General features: G+C 60.5%; 21 protein-coding genes, 1 tRNA gene and 1 pseudogene. 8 read left to right on the top strand and 15 right to left on the bottom strand.

Annotated features, from left to right (window positions below; all coding sequences use genetic code 11):
• Positions 1-26 precede the first annotated feature (26 nt).
• From K1W69_RS27495 to K1W69_RS27115, 4 genes and pseudogenes are all read right to left on the bottom strand, one after another.
• Positions 27-188: pseudogene (locus K1W69_RS27495) on the bottom strand (DUF6538 domain-containing protein); the annotation flags it as partial.
• A 65-nt stretch (positions 189-253) separates the two neighbouring features.
• Positions 254-328 (bottom strand) — tRNA-Val (locus K1W69_RS18355).
• Between the two features lie 66 nt (positions 329-394).
• Positions 395-754 carry a cell cycle two-component system response regulator CpdR gene (gene cpdR / locus K1W69_RS18350; RefSeq protein WP_220229869.1) on the bottom strand — a complete coding sequence of 120 codons (360 nt, stop codon included), beginning with the start codon at positions 752-754 and terminating at the stop codon, positions 395-397.
• 80 nt (positions 755-834) lie between these two features.
• Positions 835-963 carry a hypothetical protein gene (locus tag K1W69_RS27115; protein ID WP_258571173.1) on the bottom strand — a complete coding sequence of 43 codons (129 nt, stop codon included), beginning with the start codon at positions 961-963 and terminating at the stop codon, positions 835-837.
• 230 nt (positions 964-1,193) lie between these two features.
• On the opposite strand from K1W69_RS27115, the gene K1W69_RS18345 reads away from it, so the two are divergent.
• The 3 genes from K1W69_RS18345 (at position 1,194) to K1W69_RS18335 (ending at position 3,598) form a co-directional block, all read left to right on the top strand.
• On the top strand, positions 1,194-2,087 hold the full coding sequence (locus tag K1W69_RS18345) for an N-formylglutamate amidohydrolase (RefSeq protein ID WP_220229868.1): 894 nt from the start codon (positions 1,194-1,196) through the stop codon (positions 2,085-2,087).
• Positions 2,088-2,373: 286 nt separating this feature from the next.
• Positions 2,374-3,147: a histidinol-phosphatase gene (gene hisN / locus K1W69_RS18340; RefSeq protein ID WP_220229867.1), complete on the top strand. Its 774-nt coding sequence runs from the start codon at positions 2,374-2,376 to the stop codon at positions 3,145-3,147.
• A gap of 1 nt (position 3,148) precedes the next feature.
• Positions 3,149-3,598, top strand: a complete 450-nt coding sequence (locus K1W69_RS18335; RefSeq protein ID WP_258571172.1) for a GNAT family N-acetyltransferase — start codon at positions 3,149-3,151, stop codon at positions 3,596-3,598.
• Positions 3,599-3,609: 11 nt separating this feature from the next.
• Here K1W69_RS18335 and K1W69_RS18330 read toward each other — a convergent pair whose 3' ends face one another.
• On the bottom strand, positions 3,610-4,593 hold the full coding sequence (locus tag K1W69_RS18330) for an alpha/beta fold hydrolase (RefSeq protein ID WP_220229865.1): 984 nt from the start codon (positions 4,591-4,593) through the stop codon (positions 3,610-3,612).
• 248 nt (positions 4,594-4,841) lie between these two features.
• On the opposite strand from K1W69_RS18330, the gene K1W69_RS18325 reads away from it, so the two are divergent.
• Positions 4,842-5,300, top strand: coding sequence for an Hsp20 family protein (locus tag K1W69_RS18325; RefSeq protein ID WP_220229864.1), 459 nt, complete (start codon positions 4,842-4,844; stop codon positions 5,298-5,300).
• A 63-nt stretch (positions 5,301-5,363) separates the two neighbouring features.
• On the opposite strand, the gene K1W69_RS18320 is transcribed toward K1W69_RS18325, so the two are convergent.
• The 5 genes from K1W69_RS18320 to K1W69_RS18300 form a co-directional block, all read right to left on the bottom strand.
• Positions 5,364-5,924, bottom strand: coding sequence for a DoxX family protein (locus K1W69_RS18320; protein WP_220229863.1), 561 nt, complete (start codon positions 5,922-5,924; stop codon positions 5,364-5,366).
• Positions 5,921-6,688, bottom strand: a complete 768-nt coding sequence (locus K1W69_RS18315) for an HvfC/BufC N-terminal domain-containing protein (protein ID WP_220229862.1) — start codon at positions 6,686-6,688, stop codon at positions 5,921-5,923. Before K1W69_RS18315 ends, K1W69_RS18320 begins: the two co-directional genes overlap by 4 nt.
• A gap of 11 nt (positions 6,689-6,699) precedes the next feature.
• Positions 6,700-7,611: an MNIO family bufferin maturase gene (bufB, locus tag K1W69_RS18310; RefSeq protein ID WP_220229861.1), complete on the bottom strand. Its 912-nt coding sequence runs from the start codon at positions 7,609-7,611 to the stop codon at positions 6,700-6,702.
• Between the two features lie 62 nt (positions 7,612-7,673).
• The gene (locus tag K1W69_RS18305; RefSeq protein WP_220229860.1) at positions 7,674-7,976 is read right to left on the bottom strand and encodes a BufA1 family periplasmic bufferin-type metallophore; all 303 of its coding nucleotides are present in this window, start codon (positions 7,974-7,976) and stop codon (positions 7,674-7,676) included.
• A gap of 149 nt (positions 7,977-8,125) precedes the next feature.
• Positions 8,126-9,181 carry a threonine aldolase family protein gene (locus tag K1W69_RS18300; protein ID WP_220229859.1) on the bottom strand — a complete coding sequence of 352 codons (1,056 nt, stop codon included), beginning with the start codon at positions 9,179-9,181 and terminating at the stop codon, positions 8,126-8,128.
• A 564-nt stretch (positions 9,182-9,745) separates the two neighbouring features.
• Between K1W69_RS18300 and gltB the strand changes: the two genes are divergently transcribed.
• The 3 genes from gltB (at position 9,746) to K1W69_RS18285 (ending at position 16,511) form a co-directional block, all read left to right on the top strand.
• Positions 9,746-14,467: a glutamate synthase large subunit gene (gltB, locus tag K1W69_RS18295; protein ID WP_220229858.1), complete on the top strand. Its 4,722-nt coding sequence runs from the start codon at positions 9,746-9,748 to the stop codon at positions 14,465-14,467.
• A 53-nt stretch (positions 14,468-14,520) separates the two neighbouring features.
• Positions 14,521-15,975 (top strand): glutamate synthase subunit beta, encoded by a 1,455-nt coding sequence (locus K1W69_RS18290; protein ID WP_220229857.1) that lies wholly within the window; start codon positions 14,521-14,523, stop codon positions 15,973-15,975.
• 104 nt (positions 15,976-16,079) lie between these two features.
• Positions 16,080-16,511 carry a DUF2846 domain-containing protein gene (locus K1W69_RS18285; protein WP_220229856.1) on the top strand — a complete coding sequence of 144 codons (432 nt, stop codon included), beginning with the start codon at positions 16,080-16,082 and terminating at the stop codon, positions 16,509-16,511.
• A gap of 37 nt (positions 16,512-16,548) precedes the next feature.
• Here the strand turns inward: K1W69_RS18285 and K1W69_RS18280 are convergent, their stop codons facing one another.
• Together K1W69_RS18280 and K1W69_RS18275 are read right to left on the bottom strand one after the other, a co-directional pair.
• Positions 16,549-17,742, bottom strand: a complete 1,194-nt coding sequence (locus K1W69_RS18280; RefSeq protein ID WP_220229855.1) for an SGNH/GDSL hydrolase family protein — start codon at positions 17,740-17,742, stop codon at positions 16,549-16,551.
• Between the two features lie 51 nt (positions 17,743-17,793).
• The gene (locus K1W69_RS18275) at positions 17,794-19,017 is read right to left on the bottom strand and encodes a lytic murein transglycosylase (protein WP_220229854.1); all 1,224 of its coding nucleotides are present in this window, start codon (positions 19,015-19,017) and stop codon (positions 17,794-17,796) included.
• A gap of 208 nt (positions 19,018-19,225) precedes the next feature.
• On the opposite strand from K1W69_RS18275, the gene galU reads away from it, so the two are divergent.
• Positions 19,226-20,113, top strand: coding sequence for a UTP--glucose-1-phosphate uridylyltransferase GalU (gene galU, locus K1W69_RS18270; protein ID WP_220229853.1), 888 nt, complete (start codon positions 19,226-19,228; stop codon positions 20,111-20,113).
• 10 nt (positions 20,114-20,123) lie between these two features.
• Here the strand turns inward: galU and K1W69_RS18265 are convergent, their stop codons facing one another.
• The 3 genes from K1W69_RS18265 to K1W69_RS18255 form a co-directional block, all read right to left on the bottom strand.
• A complete protein-coding gene (locus K1W69_RS18265) occupies positions 20,124-21,632 on the bottom strand; it encodes an outer membrane beta-barrel protein (protein ID WP_220229852.1) in 1,509 nt (502 codons plus the stop codon).
• Between the two features lie 78 nt (positions 21,633-21,710).
• Positions 21,711-22,190 carry an NfeD family protein gene (locus K1W69_RS18260; RefSeq protein WP_220229851.1) on the bottom strand — a complete coding sequence of 160 codons (480 nt, stop codon included), beginning with the start codon at positions 22,188-22,190 and terminating at the stop codon, positions 21,711-21,713.
• A gap of 2 nt (positions 22,191-22,192) precedes the next feature.
• Positions 22,193-23,170 carry an SPFH domain-containing protein gene (locus K1W69_RS18255; RefSeq protein WP_220230022.1) on the bottom strand — a complete coding sequence of 326 codons (978 nt, stop codon included), beginning with the start codon at positions 23,168-23,170 and terminating at the stop codon, positions 22,193-22,195.
• Positions 23,171-23,347 lie beyond the last annotated feature (177 nt).

The raw sequence follows: 23,347 nt of genomic DNA, 5'->3' as shown, positions 1-23,347 counted from the left end.
TACGCTACGATTCGGTGGCCTTCATAACTCAGCAGTCGAGACAGACGCAATGCTTCCTGTGGCGTCCTTGTGCGGAGTGAGACCTTGACCGTGGACGTTTTGCCGGCAGGGTGAAGGTGCTTCGGCATCGGCCAGCGGAAGTAGTAGATGTGATTACGGGATAGGAAAAGATATGTCGGATTGTACAAGGCGTGTACCCCTTGGATGTCCCACCAGAGGAATTTAGCCTGTAAACTGTTGATTTTCTTAAAGATGGTGGGCGTGACTGGGATTGAACCAGTGACCCCTACGATGTCAACGTAGTGCTCTCCCGCTGAGCTACACGCCCATCCGACCGGCTGCATACACCACAAGCCCGCCGCCCGGTCAAGAGGATAATTGACCGATTTTCAGATCAGGCCGCCTGGAGGATCTTCTCGACTTCGTTGACGAGATCGCGCAGATGGAAGGGCTTGGAAAGCACCTTGGCGTCGCGCGGCGTATTCGATTCGGGATTGAGCGCGACAGCGGCGAAGCCGGTGATGAACATGACCTTCAGGTCGGGATCGAGTTCGGTCGCGCGGCGGGCGAGTTCTATGCCGTCCATCTCCGGCATCACGATATCGGTGAGCAAAAGGGAAAACGGCTCCTCGCGCAGGCGCTCATAGGCGCTTGCGCCATTGTCGTACGCCTGAACCGCATAGCCCGCTTTCTCAAGGGCCTTGACCAGAAAACGACGCATGTCGCTGTCGTCTTCAGCAAGAAGTATTTTCATTGCACTCCCCGTGTCCATCCCTTGCAATCAACCCGTTCCCGCGAAAACGGATCAGCGTCGCCCCTTCCGGAATCCGGATATCACGCAGCCTTGTCCAAGGGAACCGGATTGTCATCACTTTTGCGGTTCCAGGCGCCGGCCATGCGCGACCGGACGATATCTGATCCGGAGACCGTCTCCGGCTCTGTCCCGTCATTCAAGCGCAACATGGTAAATATCCGGTTTACGCGCGGCGCGCCGCTGTCCGATCCGGCCCCTCCCGGCGCGAGAGCGCCAGAGAGTGCGGCCAGAGAGTGCGGTATGCGGGACACACTGTCCTGACAATTGCGGTTTCGCCGGATCATCCGCTATGGACTCACCCATGTGCAACTGGCAACATGTGCCCGACTCGGCTGCATTATTGCTCCGGGCGCATGGTGCGCCATCGCGCGGCGACGGGATGACCATAGTGATTGAAAACAGTTTCTCAGAGCAACGGCCCTTCGAGGTGCAGGCGCCTGTGGAACAAATCGTTCCGTTCGTCTTCAACTCGCCCCATAGCGGCCGTCACTATCCAGGCGATTTCATTGCATCCTCGCGGCTTGACGCACACACGATCCGGGTCTCGGAAGACTATTTCGTCGATGAGCTGTTCGGCAGCGCGCCGTTCTACGGAGCGCCGCTGCTGGTCGCGCATTTTCCGCGCGCCTTTTTGGATGTGAATCGCGAGCCCTACGAACTCGATCCGACGATGTTCGAAGGCTCACTGCCGCATTACATCAACACCAATTCGGTCCGGGTCGCAGGCGGCCTCGGCACGATTCCCCGGCTGGTGGCCGAGAATCTGGAGATCTACCACACGCCGATGCCAATAGAAGACGCGCTCGACCGCATCGAGTCCCTCTATCGGCCCTATCACGATTGCCTTCGCAATCTGATCGTCAGCACGCACGCCGCCTTCGGCGCCTGCGTGCTTGTTGACTGCCATTCCATGCCCGCCCATGCGCAGTCCGGATCCCGCAACCGGCCGGACTTCGTCATCGGCGACCGCTTCGGCACCAGCGCGTCCGGCGCCGTGTCGCAGTCGGCGATTGCGCTGTTGAAGGATCTCGGTTACACGGTGGCGCGCAACAAGCCCTATGCCGGCGGGTTTATCACCGAACATTACGGCCGGCCGCGTCGCGGACTGCATGCGTTGCAGATCGAGATCAATCGCGGCCTCTATGTCGACGAGCAGACGTTTCAGAAGAACGCCGGTTTCGACCGGCTGCAGGCCGATCTCGCCTGTTTCATCGGCCGCTTGACCGCAGAATTCTGCCAGCAACCGGACAGCGTCGCCCTGGCGGCGGAGTAATCCGTCGTTTTTCTCAAAAAAAGACCGCGCCTTTCGGAGCGGTCAAATCTAGGGAGGAAACGCCCGATAAGGGCATATGCAGCCGTTGACTGCGACTTCATTTATATTGCTGCATTGCACAATAGTCAAGCATATTTCGCTAATTTGTTCGCATGCGCAAAATTTAGGCAAACAAACCGGCTTTCATACGCAGAGTTTTGCGATAAGACACGTCCGGAGCCGTCTGGAAATGCCAATGCTTTGCGCCTTAAGGTCATGAAAAACAAGACAATAGCGGGATGAGTCGATGAAACCGGATCTGGAATTTCTGCACAGGCTTGCCGATGTCGCCGCGCGCGAGACCCTTCCACGGTTTCGGGCAACGTCCGATGTCATTAACAAGGAAACTGCGGGTTTCGATCCGGTCACGGAAGCCGATCGCGCCGCGGAGGCGGCGATTCGCGCGCTGATTGCCGAAGGGTTTCCCGATCACGGCATTCTTGGCGAGGAACATGGCGCTGAAGGGCTCGACCGCGAATATGTATGGGTGATCGATCCGATCGACGGCACGCGCGCCTATATTTCCGGGGTGCCGTTGTGGGGCACCTTGATCGGGCTGTATCACAATGGCCGCGCCGTGATGGGCCTGATGGATCAACCCTTCACCCGCGAACGCTACGTTTCCGATGGCGCCCGCTGTCTCTATCGCGGCCCGGAAGGCGAGAGACAGCTGTCTGCGCGCAAGGGTCTGACGCTTGCCGAAGCCACGCTGTTCACGACCTCGCCCTTCCTGTTCTCGAACACCCATATCGACCGCTTTCGCGCCGTTGAAAACAAGGTCAACCTGAGCCGATACGGTTGCGATTGCTACGCCTATGCTCTGGTTGCAGCCGGCCATGCCGATATCGTCGTTGAAAGCGGTCTCAAACCCTACGATATCGCAGGCCTTATTCCGGTGCTGGAAGGCGCCGGCGCCATCGTCACGGACTGGAACGGCGCCCGGCCGGAACAGGGCGGCGATATCGTCGCCGCCGGATGCGAGCGGCTGCATGCCGAGGCCCTCGAACTTCTCGCAGGCTGACATGCGGATCCGCCCGGCGACGCCTCGCGATGAAGATGACATTCGAGGCTGCGCCGAGGACGCCTACCGGCAATATGTCGCGGCGATTGGCAGGAAACCGGCGCCAGTGGTCGCGGATTTCAGGGCTCAGATACGCGAAGGCCAAATCCATATCGCTGAAGGCGTGGACGGCGAAATACTTGGCTTCATCGTGTTCTTCCCCCGCGACGGCCACATGTTTCTGGAAAATGTCGCAGTGTTCGGCGCGGCGGCGGGCAGGGGCGTTGGCGGGGCCTTGATCGCGTTCTGCGAAGCCGAAGCGAAGCGGCTCCGACTGCCCTGTGTTCGCCTCTACACCAACGAAAAGATGACGCAGAACCTCTCGATCTATCCGCATCTCGGCTATGTGGAGACCGGTCGACGCGAGGAGGACGGCTTCGCCCGGGTGTTTTTCGAGAAACATCTTGCCTGAGCGCAGTGGCGTTATCCGGTTGCGGACTTCTCGTCTGATCCTGACGCCGGTTCATCGCCTCCGGGCATGAACGCCTTGACCGCGGCCATGACCTGATTGCGATAGCGGTCGGCCTCCTGAAAAAGTTCATGGCGCGCGCGGTCAATCGTGACCAGTTCGCCTGCGCGAAAATGGGTCGCCAGGTCCTCGATTTCATCGATCGGAACGATGCTGTCGCCGCCGGCCGCGAGCATGAGCGTCGGTATTCTGATGTTTGCAAGGTGCTCGGGCCGATGAACCTGTTTCATCGCCTTCAGGCATTCGAGCAGCCAGCGGAAGGAGGGGCCGCCGAGCGTCATATCCGGCACCGTGTCGTAGACCGCCTTGTTGCGCAGAAACCGGCTTCGGTCATGCGTCAGCGCATTGTCCTCGAAGGTCTGGTTGATCTTTCTGTTGCCGCTGGTGGAAAGTCCGCCAAGCCCGATCAGCGTCATGACGGTGGACAGGACGCGAATGGTCGACGCGCCGAGATGCGAATGGCTAAGCGCGACGAAGGGCGCTGAAACGACGAGCTTCTCTATGCGGTTGGCGAGGCGCGGCGCGGCGTAGAGCGCGATCAGACCGCCCATGGAATGGCCGATCATGAAAAAAGGCAGTCTCCCGTCAGGCAGAACGATGGTTTCAATGAACTGTTCGAGGTCGCGCACATAGTCGGAGAACCGCCGCACATAGCCTGGCAGCGGATTGGACAGAAGCCGCTCGGAGCCGCCCTGGCCGCGCCAGTCGAACGTGGCGACCCACAGGCCATGCGCCGTCAGTTCCTGAACGGTCTCGAAATATTTCTCGATAGTTTCATTGCGGCCCTGCAGCAGGATGACCGTCCCCCTGGCGAGCGTCGCATCCGAGCGGAAGATCGCGTAGCGAATCTGCCTGCCGTCATGCGCCTGCATGTAGCCGCTGATGGCGTTTTTGGGGGCCGGGTTGTCCGGCGTGTCGTGTAGAACCTGTGCGCGCATGCCCTGACCTGATTTTTGAAAGGAGCCGGTTCTGCAATAACAGTCCACGCCGGCATTGCAAAACCTGTTGCAGACCCATTGTACGGCGAGGCGATTATTGCCCGTAAAAAAACTCTTGAAATCGGATTATTCAATCCCCAAATCGTCTCTGCAGGCGCCAGAACAGGGCCTGCCGGCAGGATTTCGCCAGATCGGGAATTCCGGCTGAAATATATTTACGCAAAACGTCGCTCAATGGAGGACCTATCATGCGTCACGTGGACTTTTCACCACTCTACCGTTCGACGGTCGGCTTCGATCGTCTCTTTACCATGCTCGACAGTCTGGCTCAGCCGGACCAGTCGCAGACTTATCCACCCTACAACATCGAACGCATCGACGATAACGCCTACCGCATCACCATGGCGGTCGCCGGTTTCGCCGAAGGCGACCTTTCCGTGGAAGCGCGCGAGAACGTGCTGACCGTGAAAGGCGACAGGAATGAAAGCGAAAAGGGATCCAGCGACTACCTCTATCGCGGTATCGCCGGACGTTCCTTCGAGCGCCGCTTCCAGCTCGCAGAGCATGTGGAAGTGCGCGGCGCCAAGCTTGAGAACGGCCTGCTCCATGTCGATCTCGTCCGCGAAATTCCCGAAACGGCCAAACCGCGCCGCATCGAGATTTCAGTGGCCGATGACGCTTCAAAGCAGAAGCAGATCGAAGGCTAATTCTCGCTGAAGGATCGCCTTTTTGCGAAGTGCCCCGGACTCGCGTCCGGGGCATTTTTGATTCTATGCTCCTCGCCGCCACCAGCGCGACAGCGGATAGTCCAGAGAAATGAAGCCCGGCCCCTTGATCGCAACGTAGAGCAGCGGAACAACCCAGAAGGTGCGCTGATCGAGGATGTCCGACGGCATGCGGTCAAACCAGACGCCGAGCGCGACGCCATGCGCCGTCGCGTCGACAAAGGTCTGCACGACTATGAAAATGATCATGCCGACGGCTCCGATGCGGGCGAACAGTCCGAAAATCACCAGAAGCGGCAGGATGAACTCGCCATAGGTTCCGGCGATCACCATCAGGTGCACGGGAAAGGACAGGGCGGAGGGTTCGTTGTCGACGGCCGCCATCGCCGTCGGCGCGATCTGGAAATAGGCGCCGCTCGATATCTGGAAAAAACCCAGAATGCCGTCGCCGACCTTCGTCTTCGCCGAATTCAGATAATAGAAGTAAAGCGTCGCCGCAAAAACAAAGCGGCAGAACAGGCCAAAGAACCAGCCGTCGGTGATCCTTTCGACGATGCCGAAAACAGCGTTGTGAAGCCTTCGCAGCGCCTCGATGATCGTTCTCATGCCTCTTCTCCCCTCTGGCTGAACGCCCCGGATTCCAGCATCGCGCGGATTGCGAGGGGCAGATCAAATTCGGCGCAGTCCCGTTCGGCCGCTTCGGCTGCATCCGCAAGGCAGGCGCCGTCGACAAGCGATTGCAGGAAAACGGCGGCGCCCGGCGGCAGTCGCCTGAGTTGTACATCAAGTACCGGGCGCGTAACGAGCCCGTCTTCAGGCGCTGTCGGATTGATATCCGCAAGGCCTGCGCCGGACCGGGTCGCGGAAACGATCGAAACAGCGGCCGACCGGGAGCGGATGATGCGCGTGGCCGGATGCGGCGTCAGACGCAAATCGTCGAGTTCGCTTTCCGGCACGGCGCCAAGATCAGCGGCCGAAAAACAGCTTGTGTCAGCGGCGTGGAATGCGTCGAGCCAGGCAAGTTCGATGCGGGCGACGTCCGGCAGGTAAGCCAGATGCGCAACCGGCTCGAATGTTTCAAGGAAGTCGGGCATCGACCTCCCGTAGCGGAAGAGCAGGGGCGAATTTGGAGGGTTGGCGCGGATGTAGAGGCGCGCCATGTCCCGAAAGAACCCTTCGCCGACCAGTCTTGCGACCGCCGGAAAGATATCGCCAAGCGCGTCGATCAGCCCGACAACCACATTGTTGCGGTAGATATCGAAGCGTTTTGCGGACTTCTTCCCGTCCTGTCCCCTTATTCCCTCCGGCGCAGGCTTTTCGGGGTCCGAAAGGGCGGTGGTGAATTCCCGGTTGCTGACTGTCGCTTGCATGGGAAACGTCGTCAGCCGCGCGCCGCGCGCGGGCGGGGAGATGGAACCGCCCCGGCGTGGGCTTCGAGAATGCGGTCAGCCATCATGGCTTCGTTGCGCAGGATCGGCCATTCGGGAATGTCGGTGTCCCACTCGATCAGCGTCGGGATCGACCCGATGCGCCCGATCACCGTCTCGTAAAGACCCCATACGCGATCGTCCACGGGTCTGTCGTGCGAGTCGATCAGAATGACGTCGCCTTCGTCGTCCACATCTGGCGCATGGCCGGCAAGGTGGATTTCCTGAACCCTGCCGAGCGGGAAATCTTCCAGATAGGCAAGCGGCTCGTAGCCATGGTTTGTGGCCGAGACGAACACATTGTTGATGTCGAGCAGCAGTCCACAGCCCGTGCGCACCGCGATCTGACGGATGAAATCCGCCTCGCTTATCGTCGATTGTTCGAACTGCACATAGGTCGACGGGTTTTCCAGCAGGATCTGCCGGCCGAGAGCCTCCTGCACTTGCTCGATATGGCGGCAGACGCGCGCCAGCGTCGCCTCGTCATAGGGCGCTGGCAGCAGGTCGTTGTAGTAGGAATTGTCATGCGTGGACCAGGCGAGATGCTCCGACACCAGCCCGGGCTCGTAGCGATCAACGACCTTTTTCAATCGCGCGACATGGGTTTTGTCCAGCCCGTCTTCCCCGCCGATGGAAAGTCCGACGCCATGTACCGATAGCGGAAAGTTTTCACGAATTGCGCCGAGCGCGCGATGCGGCGGACCGCCGTCGCCCATATAGTTTTCCGCGTGGATCTCAAGAAATCCGATCCGGTAGCTGTCCGAAAGGATCGCGTCGACATGGGCCGTCTTCAGGCCCGCTCCCGCCCGGGGCGGAATGGTCGCGCCGCCAAAGCTGCGTTGTGTCGATTGCGGAGCGTTGGGCATCTCGATGTTCCGGTTCAGCGGCGATCGCGACCCGTTTCGAGCCGCGACGCCATCTGGTCCAATCAGGCCGGCAGGTCCCGATCCAGCGGCTCCAGCGAACCCTTGCGGTCGCCGGGCACATCCATGGTCAGGCAAGTCCCGTCCGGCACGGAAGTCCAGGCGTTGCCCTGATAATCCACGGTTGATGTTCCGGCACAGGTTGTGCCGGGACCGGCGGCGCAGTCGTTGTCGCCGGCAAGAGAGACGCCGTAGCATTTTTCCGCAGCGGCGGCTCCTGTCGACGTCGCGACGACGGTTGCGCCGGACAGCGCCATGGCGACCGCTCCAGCCACCGCCGAAGCGCCTATGATTGTTTTCTTGGACATGTGTGTCTCCTCGGAAACTTTACGCAATCGCCGGATGCATTCCGGCGCGTCCAAACTTTGGGGAAATCACCGATAAATTGGAAATCAACAGCGCGTTATCCTGCGGAGCCGCATCGTGACGGATTCGCGAATGCAATGTGATTGCGCCGTCAGACTGCCCCTATCGCCTGTGCGAACCGGTCGATGTGTTCGTCCGTCGTTGCAAAGGACGTGACGAGGCGGATCAGCGTTTCGTCATCATCCAGACCCCTGGAATGCCTGCGCGGCATGTTCCAGTCGGCAAAGACTGCGCCCTTTTCGCGGAGCTCCTGCGCCTTGCTCTTGCGCAGAATCGCAAACACCTCGTTGGCCTGCGGCTTCCAGGCCAGCGCCAGGTCTTCCGACGTCTCGATTGAGGCGGCGAGACGGCTCGCCATGGCGTTGGAATGGCGGGCGAGCTCCAGCCAAAGACCATCCTCGAAATAGGCTTGGAACTGGGCGGAGATGAAGCGGGTTTTGGAAAACAGCTGTGCGGCCCGTTTGCGGATGAAGGGCAGGTCTTTCGCCTTCTCGGGATCGAAGAAAACCAGCGCCTCGGCGCACCAGCATCCGTTCTTGGTGCCGCCAAAGGACAGGATATCGACGCCGCGTTTCCAGGTCAGTTCCGCCGGACTGACGTCCAGACAGGCAAGCGCATTGGCGAATCTCGATCCGTCCATGTGCAGCGGCAGGCCGTGCTGGACGCAAACGCCGGATATCGTTTCGATTTCCTCCAGCGCGTACACCGTGCCGATTTCCGTCGACTGGGTGATGGTGACGGCCATGGGCTGGCCGGCATGGACGAAATCCGGAGGAAAACGCCGGATTTCCTGCTGCAGTTCGTCGGGATCGATCTTGCCGTCCAGACCGTCGACCGGCGCCAGTCTTGCGCCGTGGGTGAAAAATTCGGGCGCGCCGCATTCGTCTTCGATCACATGGGCTTCGCGATGGCAGAAGGACACGCCGCCCGGACGGTTGATCGCCGCCATGGCGAGCGCGTTCGCCGCTGTTCCGGTTCCGACGAAGAAAACCGCCACCTCGCGCTCGAACAATTCATCGAACCGCGCTTCGATCGCCCTGTCGAGGTCGCTGGCGCCATAGGCGGTCGCAAATCCGTCGGCATGCTTTGTGAGTGACGCGGCCACACGCGGATGAGCGCCCGTCCAATTGTCTGAGGCAAAATACATCGGGAATTCCTGTTCGAAACGGATCACGCCTATTGAACACGGGCGACGGACTTTGTGAAGGGCGCATCTTGTCGTGGCGGTTCAGCCGCCACAATCATTCCTTTACGGGCATGCAGGCGTCATTTAATGTCCTGACCGGGTAATGCAGGGCAATTTACGGTCGGCCGGAGTATTTTATTGGCTGTTGCGACTTGCTCCAATCGTGTCTTTCTGGCATAGAGAAAATAGGACAGCCATGCTGTCCTAATTTTGGCGCAGGTTGCAGCATCTTGCCAGTTGTGTCATTGGCGCTGTTTCGGCGCTGAGAAATGGGTGGCGGTTTTTCCGATAGCCGGATCTGCCGTCATTTGCCGGGTTCTGGATACGCAGGCGCATGAATGCCGCCGGAGACAGGCCTGGAAAACCGGAATGTCAGTCGCCTCGAGACGGTTTCAGGCGGCATCGACGTTCCTCAATCGGCTGATTGCAGAAATTCGCCGCATGGAACTATCTGTACCGGAGATGTCCGGCGCGGACGTAAAGGACGCCCTCCGAAGGTCGGAGGAAACGGCAGGAGGAAGCGAGATGACGCACGCAACGCCATCGAAGGCAGGACGGACACGCAATTCAGCCGGAACGGCTGTCGTCAAACGTGCCGAAAACGCCGCTTTCCCGGCCAGGCAGGGGCTTTATGACCCTGCAAAGGAACACGACGCGTGCGGCGTCGGCTTTATCGCGCACATGCGCGGCGAGAAGTCCCACCGGATCATCGAGGACGGCTTGCGCATGCTCGAAAACCTCACCCATCGCGGGGCCGTTGGCGCCGATCCGCTCATGGGCGACGGCGCCGGCATGCTGGTTCAGCTTCCCGACAGGCTTTTTCGCGAGGAGATGGCCGCCAGCGGCGTTGCGCTGCCGGAGCCCGGCCACTACTCCGTCGGGCACCTGTTCATGCCGCAGGACGACGAATTGCGGCTGCATATCGAGGAAATCATCGCCGACGTCGTCGAGGCGGAAGGCCAGAAGCTGCTGGGTTTCCGAGATGTGCCTGTCGACAATTCATCGCTGTCCAAAGCCCCTGATATCGTGGCGACCGAACCCTGGCATCGCCAGGTTTTTATCGCTCGCGGCCCGGACATCACGGATGACGAGGACTTCGAGCGCCGCCTGTTCATACTGCGCAAGGTGATCTCCAACCGGATCCACGAGGAGACCGAAGGGCGGGACAACGGTTTCTACATCGTTTCCCTGTCGAGCCGGACGATTGTCTACAAGGGCATGTTCCTGGCCTATCAGGTCGGCGCCTATTACCAGGACCTGAAGGATCCGCGGTTTGAATCGGCCGTCGCGCTGGTTCACCAGCGTTTTTCGACGAACACTTTTCCCTCGTGGAAGCTCGCCCATCCCTACCGTATGGTCGCCCACAACGGCGAGATCAACACGCTGCGCGGCAACGTCAACTGGATGGCGGCGCGTCAGGCGTCCGTCAGTTCTCCGCTGTTCGGCGACGACATCAACAAGCTGTGGCCGATTTCCTATGAAGGCCAGTCGGACACGGCCTGTTTCGACAACGCGCTGGAATTCCTGGTCCAGGGCGGTTACTCGCTGCCGCACGCAGTCATGATGCTGATCCCGGAAGCCTGGGCCGGCAACAAGCTGATGCATGACGACCGCAAGGCGTTCTACGAATATCATGCAGCCCTGATGGAGCCATGGGACGGCCCGGCCGCCGTCGCCTTCACCGACGGACGCATGATCGGCGCCACGCTCGACCGCAACGGATTGCGGCCGGCGCGCTACATCGTCACCGACGACGACCGGATCATCATGGCCTCGGAAGCCGGCGTGCTGCCTGTCGAAGAGAAGCGTATCGTGCGCAAGTGGCGGCTTCAGCCCGGCAAGATGCTGCTGATCGACATGGAAGAGGGCGTGATCGTCTCCGACGCGCAGATCAAGCGACAACTCGCCAACGCGCACCCCTATGGCAAGTGGCTCGAGCGGACGCAGATCGTGCTGGAAGACATGCCCGTCGCCGGCATGCCGGCGATCCGCGCGCAGGCGTCGCTGCTCGATCGTCAGCAGGCCTTCGGCTATACGCAGGAGGATCTGCGGATTTTGATGGCGCCGATGGCGACGACGGGCCAAGAAGCGCTCGGCTCCATGGGCACCGACACGCCGATCTCCGCGCTGTCTGAAAAGGGGCGTCTGCTTTACACCTATTTCAAGCAGAATTTCGCCCAGGTGACGAACCCGCCGATCGATCCGATCCGCGAAGAATCGGTAATGAGCCTCGTCTCCTTCATCGGGCCGCGCCCCAATCTGTTCGACCTGGAAGGGCTCGCAAGCCGCAAGCGGCTCGAAGTGCGCCAGCCGATCCTGAGCAACGAGGATCTGGAAAAGATCCGCGAAATCGGCGAGATCTCGGACAACCAGTTCCAGACCCAGACGCTCGACATCACCTATCGCGTCGCCTCCGGTCCCGACCATATGGGCATGGCCCTGAAGTCGTTGTGCCTGAGCGCGCAGAAGGCGGTGGAGAACGGCTACAACATCATCATCCTGTCGGACAGGCTGATTTCGGCGCAGCGGATTTCGATCCCGCCGCTGCTGGCGACGGCCGCCGTGCATCACCACCTGATTCGCAAGGGCCTGCGCACGTCCGTCGGTCTCGTCGTGGAGTCCGGTGAGCCGAGGGAAGTCCATCACTTCGCGGTTCTCGCCGGCTACGGCGCCGAGGCGATCAACCCCTATCTCGCTTTCGACACGCTGGCCGACATGCACCGCAAGGGCGAGTTTCCGGCCGCCGTCGATTCGACGGAAACGGTCGAGCGCTACATCAAGGCGATCGACAAGGGTCTGCTGAAGGTCATGTCGAAGATGGGCATTTCGACCTACCAGTCCTATTGCGGCGCCCAGATCTTCGACGCGGTGGGTCTGTCGACGGCCTTCGTCGACAAGTTCTTCACCGGTACGGCGACCACGATCGAGGGCATCGGTCTGGAAGAACTCGCCGTTGAGACGCACCAGCGCCATACGCGCGCCTTCGGCAACGATCCGGTGCTTCTGAACGCGCTCGAGGTCGGCGGCGAGTATCTCTATCGCATACGCGGAGAGAACCACGCCTGGTCGCCCGATTCGGTCGCGCTTCTGCAGCACGCCGTTCGCGGCAACGCCCATGACACCTATCGCGAGTTCGCCAAATTGGTGAACGAGCAGGCCGAGGGCATGAACACGATCCGCGGCCTTTTCCGGATTCGCGACGCTCGGGCCCGCGGCGTCGAACCGGTTCCGCTCGACGAAGTCGAACCGGCTTCCGAGATCGTCAAGCGGTTTTCTACGGGCGCCATGTCCTTCGGCTCGATCAGCCGTGAAGCGCATACGACGCTCGCCATCGCCATGAACCGGATCGGCGGCAAGTCGAATACCGGCGAGGGCGGCGAGGAGCCGGATCGCTATCTGCCGTTGCCGGACGGATCGGCCAATCCCGAGCGCTCGGCCATCAAGCAGGTGGCTTCGGGACGGTTTGGCGTCACGACGGAGTATCTCGTCAATTCGGACATGATCCAGATCAAGGTCGCGCAGGGCGCGAAGCCCGGCGAGGGCGGCCAGTTGCCCGGCCACAAGGTTGACGCGACGATCGCCAAGACGCGGCATTCGACCCCGGGCGTCGGGCTCATTTCGCCGCCGCCGCATCACGACATCTATTCGATCGAGGATCTGGCCCAGCTGATTTTCGACCTGAAGAACGTCAACGAACACGCCGACATTTCGGTCAAGCTCGTCTCGGAAGTGGGTGTGGGCACGGTCGCCGCCGGCGTCGCCAAGGCGCGCGCCGATCATATCACCATTTCCGGGTACGACGGCGGCACGGGCGCCTCGCCGCTGACGTCGCTGAAGCACGCCGGATCTCCCTGGGAGATGGGGCTTGCCGAAACCCACCAGACCCTCGTGCTGAACGGTCTGCGCTCGCGTGTGCCGCTCCAGGTCGACGGCGGATTGCGCACCGGACGCGACGTGATCATCGGCGCGCTTCTCGGCGCCGACGAATTCGGGTTCTCGACCGCGCCGCTGATCGCAACCGGCTGCCTGATGATGCGCAAGTGTCACCTCAACACCTGTCCTGTTGGCATCGCCACGCAGGATCCGGTTCTGCGCAAGCGTTTCAAAGGCGCTCCCGAGCACGTCATCAACTACTTCTTCTTCATCGCCGAGGAAGTGCGTGAAATCCTGGCTTCGCTCGGCTTCCGCAAGATCGACGACATCATTGGACAGTTCGACCTTCTGGAGAAGGACGATCTCATCACCCACTGGAAGGCCAGGGGACTTGATTTCAGCAGGGTGTTCTTCAAGCCGGAAGCCGAGAAGTCCGAAACCTACTGGACCGAGCGTCAGAACCATCCGATCGGCGATGTGCTGGACCGCAAGCTGATCGCAGAAGCGGCGCCTGCGCTCGAAAGCCGTGAACCTGTCGAGATCGAAACGCCGATCCGCAACGTCGACCGGTCCGCCGGCGCGATGCTGTCGGGCGAGGTCGCCCGGCGCTTCGGCCACAGGGGTTTGCCGGACGACACGATTTCTGTCCGCCTGACCGGAACCGCAGGCCAGTCCTTCGGCGCGTTTCTTGCGCGCGGCGTCACTTTCGACCTGTCCGGCGACGGGAACGACTATGTCGGCAAGGGCCTGTGCGGCGGCCGCATCATCATCAGGCCGCCGGAGGACGCGCAGATCGTTCCCGAGGAATCGATCATCGTCGGCAACACGGTGTTGTATGGCGCCATCGAGGGCGAGTGCTATTTCCGCGGCGTCGCCGGCGAACGCTTCGCCGTGCGCAACTCCGGGGCGATCGCCGTCGTCGAGGGCGTGGGAGACCATGGTTGCGAGTACATGACCGGCGGCGTGGTCGTCGTCATCGGCCAGACGGGCCGCAACTTTGCGGCCGGCATGTCCGGCGGGGTCGCCTATGTGCTCGACGAGGACGGGGATTTCGAACAGCGTTGCAACATGGCGATGGTCGAACTCGAACCGCTGCCCGAGGAAGACGATATCCTCGAGGAGCTGCATCACCACGGCGGGGATCTGGCCCACAAGGGCCGCGTGGACGTGACCGGCGACATGACCGGCCACGACCAGGAGCGTCTCTATCAGCTCATTGCCAACCACCTGCATTACACCGGGTCTGAACGGGCGAAGGAGATCCTCGACAACTGGGCCGACTATCGTTCGAAATTCCGTAAGGTCATGCCCGTCGAATACCGTCGTGCTCTGGAAGAGATGGAGCGTATGCGCATGGGCGTCGCCGCCGAATAGGCGGCCGCTCTTCGTCAACGGTTACAGTCTCTCAGTTCGCGCTAGGAAAAGTCATGGGTAAAGTTACAGGATTTCTCGAGATCGACCGGCAGGTCGCGAAGTATCAGCCGGCGTCCGACCGCATCCGCCACTTTCGGGAATTCACCATTCCGATGTCGGATTCGGAGGTGGCCAAGCAGGCGGCGCGTTGCATGGATTGCGGCATTCCGTTTTGTCACGGACCGACCGGATGTCCGATCCACAACCAGATTCCGGACTGGAACGACCTCGTCTACAATGGCGACTGGGAAGAGGCGATCCGCAATCTGCATTCGACCAACAATTTCCCGGAGTTTACGGGCCGCATCTGTCCCGCACCTTGCGAGGAAGCCTGCACGCTCAACCTTGAAGATATTCCGGTGGCGATCAAGACGGTGGAGCAGGCGCTTGCCGACAAGGCCTATGAAATGGGTTACGTCGTTCCGCGTCCGGCCGAGCGAAAGACCGGCAAGAGCGTAGCCGTGATCGGCTCCGGTCCGGCCGGAATGGCGGCCGCTCAGCAACTGGCGCGCGCCGGTCACGACGTTCATGTCTATGAGCGGGAAAGCAGACCCGGCGGTCTGATGCGATACGGCATCCCCGACTTCAAGATGGAAAAGCATTTCATCGACCGGCGCGCCGAGCAGATGGAAGGCGAGGGCGTCACCTTCCATTGCGACGTCAATGTCGGCGTTGACGTCAAGGTCGATGAACTGCTCGAAAAATACGATGCGACGCTTTACTGCGGCGGTTCGGAAAAGCCGCGCGACGCCGGCATTCCTGGCGGCGACCTGCAGGGCGTTCACGATGCAATGCCTTATCTCGTCCAGCAGAACAAGCGCGTGGCGCGGGAAAACATCGATTCCGTCGGCTGGCCGTCGGCGCCGATTCTCGCCGGCGCCAAGCATGTCGTCGTGGTCGGCGGCGGCGACACGGCGTCCGACTGCGTCGGCACGGCCTTTCGCCAGGGCGCGGTCAAGGTCACGCAGCTCGATATTCGCCCGCAGCCGCCTGCGAAGGAAGACAAGATGGCCGTCTGGCCCTATTGGGCGACCAAGATGCGCACCTCCTCGTCTCAGGCGGAAGGCGCGGTTCGCGAGTTCCAGGTCGGCACGATCGCATTCGTCGGCGAAGACGGCGTCCTGACCGGCGTGAAGTGCTGCCAGGTGGACGACAAGCGTCAGCCGGTCGCTGGCACAGAATTCATCATCAAGGCCGATCTGGCGTTCATCGCCATCGGTTTTCGCGGACCATTCGATACCGGTGTGATCGCTGACCTTGGCGACCGCCTGGACGTCGGCGTTGACGGCCGAAATTCGACGTTCGTCACTGCGGATGACATCAACTACGAAACCTCTGTCGAGGGCCTATGGACCGCCGGCGATATCCGCCGCGGTCAGTCGCTCGTCGTTTGGGCGATCCGTGAGGGGCGACAGGCCGCGCGCGCTATCGACCTGAAGCTGATGGGTGAAACCAACCTGCCGCGGTAATGACGCGGAGCCGATCCGTCACGCACTGAAAACTCTCTTTTCCGGTTGCAATTGGACGCAATCTACCCGTATTCGGAGGTGGGGAATTTCTTAAGGGGGTTTTGATGAATCGGCTTCTGCATACTGTTGTCTTTTTTCCGTTGATCCTGCTTTCCGCCTGTGCAACCGGGACGGTGGTTTCCAAATCTCCGGAAGCGAAATCGCCTATTCCATCCGGAAAATCGCGGATCGTCGTTTATCGAACCCAAATTGTGGGTATGGCGGTTCAGCCATCGGTCAAAGTCGATGGTCAGAAGACCGGTCTTTGTTCACCCAACGGCCTGTTTTACGTTTATGTTACGCCGGGCGTTCATGAAGTCAGCGCGACCACGGAAACGACGGATACTGCGACTGTCGAGACCAGGGCGGGCCAGACCACCTACATAGAGTGCTCGGTGACAACGGGTATATTCGTCGGCCGACCCAGCATAATTGAAGTCACTGAAAGTCGCGCCAAGCCGAAGATCAGCGGCCTGTCGTTTACGGGCCAATACTGACTGACAATGCGAGTGGCGCTCCGAAATTGCGGGCGATCTACTGATTGGACGAATTGTCGCTTTCCGACCACCTGAAATCGTCGGCGCGTCCGGCTGGCGCGGCTGCGGGCAGGCCCTTCAGCACCAGTTCCTCGCGCACGGTCGGAGTTTCGTGTTCGGCGGTGAGGTCGTCGGCGCTGCCCAGAAGCGCTGATCCGCCGTCCAGCATCGGATCGATCAGCGCGATCGGCGGGGTGCGTATGATCTGGTCCGTGTTCAGACCTGACAGCAGCAATTCAGGGAAATTGTCGCCCTGGAGCCGCTCTACATCCTCGCCCGCGGCGCTGCCGAGAAGCTTTCGCAACGGTTTTTCGGTATAAAAGGCGAGTTTGCGACGACCGGCCCGGGTCATGCGGATGCCGTCCGAAGTCCGCAGCCGGACCTGCTGGCCCTTGATATCCGACCCGGTGAATATGAACTGGCCGTTCTCGTTGACGAATCCCTCCCAGATATCGACGAATTCGCCGCCCGTCTCGGCGACGACCGTCCGCGTCATGTCATTGATGGCCGCCATGTCGGCGGACATCGCGGAGGATTTGTATGAGGGAGAGCCGACCCATAGCAAAGGCAGATTGCGGTCGCGGATGATTTGCGAGATTTCGCCGATGCGTTTCGAATATTCGTTGACCCAGCTTTCCGAGCGCACAGCGAGTCGTCCGTCCGGAAGCCGCAATTCCTGGCGGTCGTTCGATCCGATCATGACGATGACGATCGTCGGCTGATGTTCGTCGAGAAAGCCCGGAAGATTCTCGGGCCAGTCAAAATAGTCGTCCCGCACCAGACCGGAAGATCCGCTGGTTTCTTCCAGAACCCGAACCCCCGGCGATTGCGCGAAAGCGACCTTCAGTCCGTCGTAGAGGCCCTTCGCCATGAAATCGCCGACCACGAGGATCTTGCGCGCATTATCCAGTTTTTCGACGGTTTCCACGGTTGGCGCGGCTGTTCCGCCGGATGTGGAGCGGCGGGTGCTGCGCTGCCGCGGCTGGGCCCGCCGCGGCTGTTCATAGGCGGGCTGACGGCTGGTCTTGCGCCTGAGAAGCCGGCGTGGACCGAAAAGGAAATCAATGACCGTGCGCCGCTTTGTCTGTTCCTGCGCCTGTGCGGGCTGCGTCGGAACAACGACAATCGCCGCCGATAACGGCGCAATGGCGACGATCAGGCACAACAAAATTCTCGTAAGGAACATGCGCATGGGTCAAACTCCGCGGGAACTGCTTCCCGGACCCTTTGTTTACATTTCGGTTCAGCGCCGCAGCGTCTTCAGCAGATTCTGCGATGGAACACCGTCTGCGGTCAAGCCCAGCCTGGACTGATAGTCCTTGATGGCCTGTTGGGAGCCGGATCCGATATTGCCGTCGATCTCGCCGTCATAATAGCCGAGCTTCTTCAGATGAACCTGAATCTCTCGCCTCTCGTCCATCGACAGCGCGCCTTTTGGCGGCTGCCAGTGCTGCTTCAGGCCGTCATAACCTGCAATGCGGTCGGCAAGCAGCCCAACGCCGAGCGCATAGGAATCCGAATTGTTGTAGGTCTTGATGATGAAGAAGTTCCGGATCATCAGAAAGGCGGGACCACTGGTTCCCGCCGGCATCTTCAGCACGGCGTTCTCGCCGGGGCGGGGAAAGGGTCTGCCGTCGGGTCGCTTGAAGCCGAGCTTCGCCCATTGCGACAACGTGCGCTGGGTGCCTTCATACTTGCTTGCGCCGCGCGGCGCCTTGACCTCGTAGCCCCAGGTCAGTCCGGTTCTCCAGCCGTTTTTCTTCAAGAGGTTTGCGGCCGTCGCCAGGGCGTCCGGTATGGAGTTCCAAATGTCGCGCCGGCCGTCGCCGTCGAAATCCACCGCAAAGGCCTGGTAGCTCGTCGGAATGAACTGGGTGTGGCCCATTGCGCCGGCCCATGAACCGGACAGATGCTCGCGCCGGATGTCTCCGGATTGCAGGATCTTCAGGGCGGCGATCAATTGGCTGCGGGCGAATTTGGCGCGTTTCGGATCGGCGTAGGCCAGCGTGGCGAGCGCTCGGGGCACGTAATGCAGCCGTTCGGGATAGTTGAAGACGTTGCCGTAGCTTGATTCCATTGACCAGATCGCCAACAGCACAGACCGGTCCACCCCGTAGCGCCTTTCAATCTCAGAGAGCGTCCGGTTATACTTGCGGGCGAAGGCCTGCCCGTTTCGAACGCTTTCATCATGAACGCGCGAATCGATGTAGCTCCAGGTGTCCTGCTTGAATTCCGGCTGATAGCGGGCCTTGCGGAGCACTTCCGGGTCTGGCGTCGTTACGCCGGCGAATGCCTGGTTATATGTCTTCTTGCTGATTCCGGATTTCGCCGCCACGGGATAGAAGTCCCGTATCCAGCGCTGAAAACCGGCGTCGGCCTTGGCGATGTCGGGCGCAAGCAGCAGGAAGATCGCGCACAGGATAAGGGCGAGTTGGGGGATTGTCCGTATCCGAATTGTCGTCGACATGGTGAATTCCGCTTGAACTTTTCTCGTTCCCTAGTGCGTTCGGAAGGCGTAATCATGGCGCTCTTCCGCGCGTTCACCCTCTACAATATGTATCACGAATCAATAAATTCTTAACCATGCGCCCGGCGGCGGTGTGGATTAACGGTTGAAACGTCGCGTCGGTGATTTATTAAATTGGTCGGCAAGAGTTTGTAGGAAAGGTGGCGACATGGCTGAACAGAAAAAGGTGAGGAAAGCGGTTTTCCCGGTGGCGGGGCTCGGAACGCGCTTTCTTCCGGCGACCAAGGCGATCCCGAAAGAGATGCTGACAGTCGTTGACAAGCCGGTCATCCAGTATGTGGTCGACGAGGCGCGCGCCGCCGGCATCGAGCATTTCATTTTCGTGACCGGCCGCAACAAGGCGGTTATCGAAGACCATTTCGATATCCAGGTCGAACTTTACAACACGCTCCGCGATCGCGGAAAGCTGGACGAACTGGGGCACCTGCAGGAACTGCAGCCGCAGGCGGGCCAGACCAGCTTTACCCGCCAGCAGGAGCCGCTCGGGCTTGGTCACGCGGTCTGGTGCGCACGCGAACTTGTGGGCGACGAACCTTTCGCGCTGCTTCTTCCCGACATGGTCATGCAGGACAAGAAAGGCTGCCTGACCGGGATGATAGAGCTCTATGAAAAGGTTGGAGGCAATGTCGTCTCCGTCGAGGAAGTCCCGGAAGAGGAAACCCATCGCTACGGGATCGTCGGCATCGGCGATGAAATCTCGGACGAAGGGTTCCGCATTACATCCATGGTCGAGAAGCCGACGCCGGGCACTGCGCCGTCAAATTGGTTCATCAACGGCCGATACATCCTGCAGCCGGAAATATTTTCAATCCTCGAGAGACAGGAGCGGGGCGCAGGCAATGAAATCCAGCTGACAGACGCCATGCTCAATCTCGCGAAAGACCAGCAGTTCGCCGGCTACAAATTCAAGGGCAACACCTTCGACTGCGGCTCCAAGGAAGGCTTCATAAGAGCCAACGTCTCCTTTGCGCTGCTGCGCGAGGACATTCGCAACAAGGTCGAGGGCGACATACGCCGGATGATCGCCGAGCTGTAGCGCGGTCGCCTCATCGCTGGAATTTCATGCCGAGACCGACATAGATGTCGTCATTGTCGGTGTCTTCGGAATAGGTCTTTTCGTAACTGACCTCTCCGTCGATGCCGACATTGCGGTTCAGCCACCATGTGAATCCGGCTCCGGCCACGATGACGGTTTCCTCGGGCAGGTCGCCATAATAGCGCCGCCATCCCAGCTGTCCGTTCAGCCTTGTTATGAAGTTCTCGCGCACCTTGCGGGTGATGTCGGCCGAGGCGGAGTAGTAGACGGATCCTGACACGCCGGCCGTCGTCGAATCCTCGATGCTTGAGTTCAGTCCCAGCCTGACGACGGTGTCGCGCTCCGGCGACCAGTTGGCGTAGCCGGAAATCGACAACGCGCCGATCGGTTCCAGCCTCGGATCGTTGTAGTTGCGCTGCATGTATCCCGCCGCAATCTCTCCGTTCCATTTCTCGCCACGATCGAAGACGGCGCCGGCCCTCAGCGCAAAGCCGTTGGATGAACGGTTGTAGCCGTTCTCGTCCTCGGTTTCATCGTAGTCGATAAGGGTTCCCTCGATCTCCGCGAAGGGGCGCAGGACTGAGCCGTTGTCGGCGCCTGCGCGCAGCGCCAGGCGATAGCTGTTGTTGTCGCGTTCGGATTGCGAAAGTTCCTCCCCGTCGTCGAGTTCGACGTCTCCATAAGTCGAACGCATCGCGGTGAAGGTGGCGCGGCCGGCCCAGACGCCGAATGAGTGTTCCAGTCCGGCGCGGCCTTCGAAGGAATGCACGTCTGATTGGGCAATCGCGTTTTCGACCGAATTGGCGTCTGTCTGATCCTCGCGCCTGAAATCATAGCCGAAGAACAGATTGGCGGTCGTCGTCGATGAAATGTCCAGCCGCAACTCGGCGTCCACGGACGTGCTCGGATCTTCGGGGCCATCGCCGGAGAGGGTGATGTCGATCACCTGCTCGGCGGAAAGCTTGAACTGGTGGCGAGACCAGTCGGACTCCAGTTCTGCGGCTAGCGTTGTCCTGCTCAGAGTGCGCGCAGTCTGCGCATCTCCATCGAGAACGGATTCATGACCCAGTTGTTGTGTGAGCGTCGGCCGCAGAATGAAGGTTCCAATCCGCATGCCGACTGCGGCGTAGGGATCGGGGTCCGGCTGGCGGACAACGGTGTCAACTGTCGGCTGGGTAGGATTGTTTCGGCCGAACCATTGCACAGGTCCGGTTCTCTGAACCGCTTCGACGGCTCCGGTTGTGGTGTCGTCAAGCCCGGCTGCCGTGTCGCCGGCCCTGCCGTCCGCCTGCTCCTGCTCTTCGTTCGCCTGTTCTTCTTCGTGTACGGCTAACCGCTCGGCCCGGCGGCGTTCGGCGCCGGTGCTGCCGTCATACTCGATCACTCCCCTGAGAAGCTGGTCTGTGTCGTCGGCCCGCTGCGCCCACGCAGGGTGCGCGGTGACAAGGATGCACAACGCCACGGCCGGCGGCAGGGCCGCCAGCCTCCCGATCCAGAAAACGCGCGATGTGGCAACCATTTACGGCCTGAAACAAGGGGAACAAATCTTCCCAAACCGTAAAGCTTTGTGGTTAAGGCTTCCTTACGGAAAGACGTTTCAGGCTGGCGCGGAGATCTCGCTCACCGGCTCGACCTTGAGTGTGCTTCCGGTGCTTGCAACGATGCGGACGCGACTTCCGACGGGCAGATCCGGACCATTGACGACCCAGGTCGTGTCGTCGAGATGAATACGGCCGCGCCCCTCGTTTATAGGCGCTTTCAGTGTTGCTGTTCGGCCGATCAGGCTCGCGCCGCGCTGGTTGAGAAGCGGCTCGTCGGAAACATCGTCCTGTCCTGCGATTACACGCCGCCCGATCAGCGCGGATATCACGGCGAGAACCGCGAAGATGATCACCTGCATCTGCCAGATCCAGTAGGATTCGGTCCACAACATCAGCGACAGGCTGCCCACGATGATGGCTGCGATGCCGAACCACATCAGGAAAATTCCCGGAATGACGACTTCCAGCGCCAGCAGCAGGAGTCCAACGACCCACCATGTCCAGGGGCCGAGTTGTGTTCCGATCCAGTCAAACATCGTCAGTCCGCCCGTTGGCCGGCAGAAGGCACGGAACGTCGCGCCGAGGCGGCTGAACCGTTAGGCCCGTCGGCGAAGACTTCTTTCGCGATCGCGCCGATGCCGCCCAGGGAGCCGATAAGCGACGACGCTTCCATCGGCATGAGGACGATCTTCTGGTTGTTTGCCGTGCCGATCGAGGCCAGCGCTTCGGTGTATTTCTGCGCGACGAAGTAGTTGATGGCCTGGACGTCGCCCTGTGCGATCGCTTCGGAGACGGAGCGTGTGGCGGCGGCCTCCGCTTCTGCAAGCCGCTCGCGTGCTTCGGCCTCGCGGAACGCCGCCTCGCGCGTGCCTTCGGCCTGAAGGATGGCGGCCTGCTTGGCGCCTTCCGCGCGCAGGATCTGGGCGTTGCGGGCGCCTTCGGCCTCCAGCACTTCGGCGCGCTTTTCGCGTTCCGCCTTCATTTGCCGGGCCATGGCGTCGACGAGGTCGGTCGGCGGATTGATGTCCTTGATTTCAACGCGCGTGATCTTGATGCCCCAAGGGCTTGCGGCCTCGTCGACAACCCTCAGCAGCCGCTCGTTGATGGCGTCGCGGTTGGACAGCAATTCGTCCAGATCCATCGATCCCATGACCGAGCGGATATTGGTCATCGTGAGGTTCAGAATGGCGTATTCAAGCTCCCGGACCTGATAGGCGGCCTGCGGGGCGTTGAGCACCTGGTAAAAGGCGACAGCGTCCGCGCCGACGCTGGCGTTGTCGCGGGTGATGACTTCCTGGGTGGGAACGTCGAGGACCTGCTCCATCATGTTCATCCGCGCGCCGATTCTGTCGATGAATGGCACAATCAGGTTGAGGCCGGGAGTGAGCGTGCGGGTATATCGGCCAAAGCGCTCAACGGTGCAATTATAGCCCTGAGAGACCGTCTTGACGCTTGCGTAGAGAACCAGAAGCACGAGAACGAGAAAGACGATTACCGCGATATCAAAGCCGCTCAGGGGTGGTAGCATGTCAGAATCCTCCGTTGCGCGCGGGCCAATGGAGGCCTGAGCGACGACTGATGGTCACGAAATGTGTTTAAACGACATACCTTAAAGATGGGTAATGCAAGCGACGGTTACAATATGATGTTTATCGATATCTTTAATTGAATAATATCAATTGGTTATATTGAT

It is taken from the genome of Flavimaribacter sediminis, assembly GCF_019492055.1.
Lineage (GTDB): Bacteria > Pseudomonadota > Alphaproteobacteria > Rhizobiales > Rhizobiaceae > Flavimaribacter > Flavimaribacter sediminis.
Note: the sequence above shows the minus strand (reverse complement) of the source record. Positions and strands in the feature narration are given on the sequence as shown.

Bases quoted from the DNA above. Each gene is read 5' to 3' on its own strand.
- K1W69_RS18305 (WP_220229860.1), bottom strand. From the start codon at position 7,976: ATGTCCAAGAAAACAATCATAGGCGCTTCGGCGGTGGCTGGAGCGGTC.
- K1W69_RS27115 (WP_258571173.1), bottom strand. From the start codon at position 963: ATGTTGCGCTTGAATGACGGGACAGAGCCGGAGACGGTCTCCGGATCA.
- K1W69_RS18335 (WP_258571172.1), top strand. From the start codon at position 3,149: ATGCGGATCCGCCCGGCGACGCCTCGCGATGAAGATGACATTCGAGGC.
- K1W69_RS18345 (WP_220229868.1), top strand. From the start codon at position 1,194: ATGACCATAGTGATTGAAAACAGTTTCTCAGAGCAACGGCCCTTCGAG.
- K1W69_RS18330 (WP_220229865.1), bottom strand. From the start codon at position 4,593: ATGCGCGCACAGGTTCTACACGACACGCCGGACAACCCGGCCCCCAAA.
- K1W69_RS18265 (WP_220229852.1), bottom strand. From the start codon at position 21,632: ATGGTTGCCACATCGCGCGTTTTCTGGATCGGGAGGCTGGCGGCCCTG.
- K1W69_RS18280 (WP_220229855.1), bottom strand. From the start codon at position 17,742: ATGCGCATGTTCCTTACGAGAATTTTGTTGTGCCTGATCGTCGCCATT.
- K1W69_RS18325 (WP_220229864.1), top strand. From the start codon at position 4,842: ATGCGTCACGTGGACTTTTCACCACTCTACCGTTCGACGGTCGGCTTC.
- K1W69_RS18275 (WP_220229854.1), bottom strand. From the start codon at position 19,017: ATGTCGACGACAATTCGGATACGGACAATCCCCCAACTCGCCCTTATC.
- gltB (WP_220229858.1), top strand. From the start codon at position 9,746: ATGACGCACGCAACGCCATCGAAGGCAGGACGGACACGCAATTCAGCC.
- K1W69_RS18290 (WP_220229857.1), top strand. From the start codon at position 14,521: ATGGGTAAAGTTACAGGATTTCTCGAGATCGACCGGCAGGTCGCGAAG.
- bufB (WP_220229861.1), bottom strand. From the start codon at position 7,611: ATGCCCAACGCTCCGCAATCGACACAACGCAGCTTTGGCGGCGCGACC.
- K1W69_RS18320 (WP_220229863.1), bottom strand. From the start codon at position 5,924: ATGAGAACGATCATCGAGGCGCTGCGAAGGCTTCACAACGCTGTTTTC.
- K1W69_RS18285 (WP_220229856.1), top strand. From the start codon at position 16,080: ATGAATCGGCTTCTGCATACTGTTGTCTTTTTTCCGTTGATCCTGCTT.
- hisN (WP_220229867.1), top strand. From the start codon at position 2,374: ATGAAACCGGATCTGGAATTTCTGCACAGGCTTGCCGATGTCGCCGCG.
- cpdR (WP_220229869.1), bottom strand. From the start codon at position 754: ATGAAAATACTTCTTGCTGAAGACGACAGCGACATGCGTCGTTTTCTG.
- galU (WP_220229853.1), top strand. From the start codon at position 19,226: ATGGCTGAACAGAAAAAGGTGAGGAAAGCGGTTTTCCCGGTGGCGGGG.
- K1W69_RS18300 (WP_220229859.1), bottom strand. From the start codon at position 9,181: ATGTATTTTGCCTCAGACAATTGGACGGGCGCTCATCCGCGTGTGGCC.
- K1W69_RS18315 (WP_220229862.1), bottom strand. From the start codon at position 6,688: ATGCAAGCGACAGTCAGCAACCGGGAATTCACCACCGCCCTTTCGGAC.
- K1W69_RS18260 (WP_220229851.1), bottom strand. From the start codon at position 22,190: ATGTTTGACTGGATCGGAACACAACTCGGCCCCTGGACATGGTGGGTC.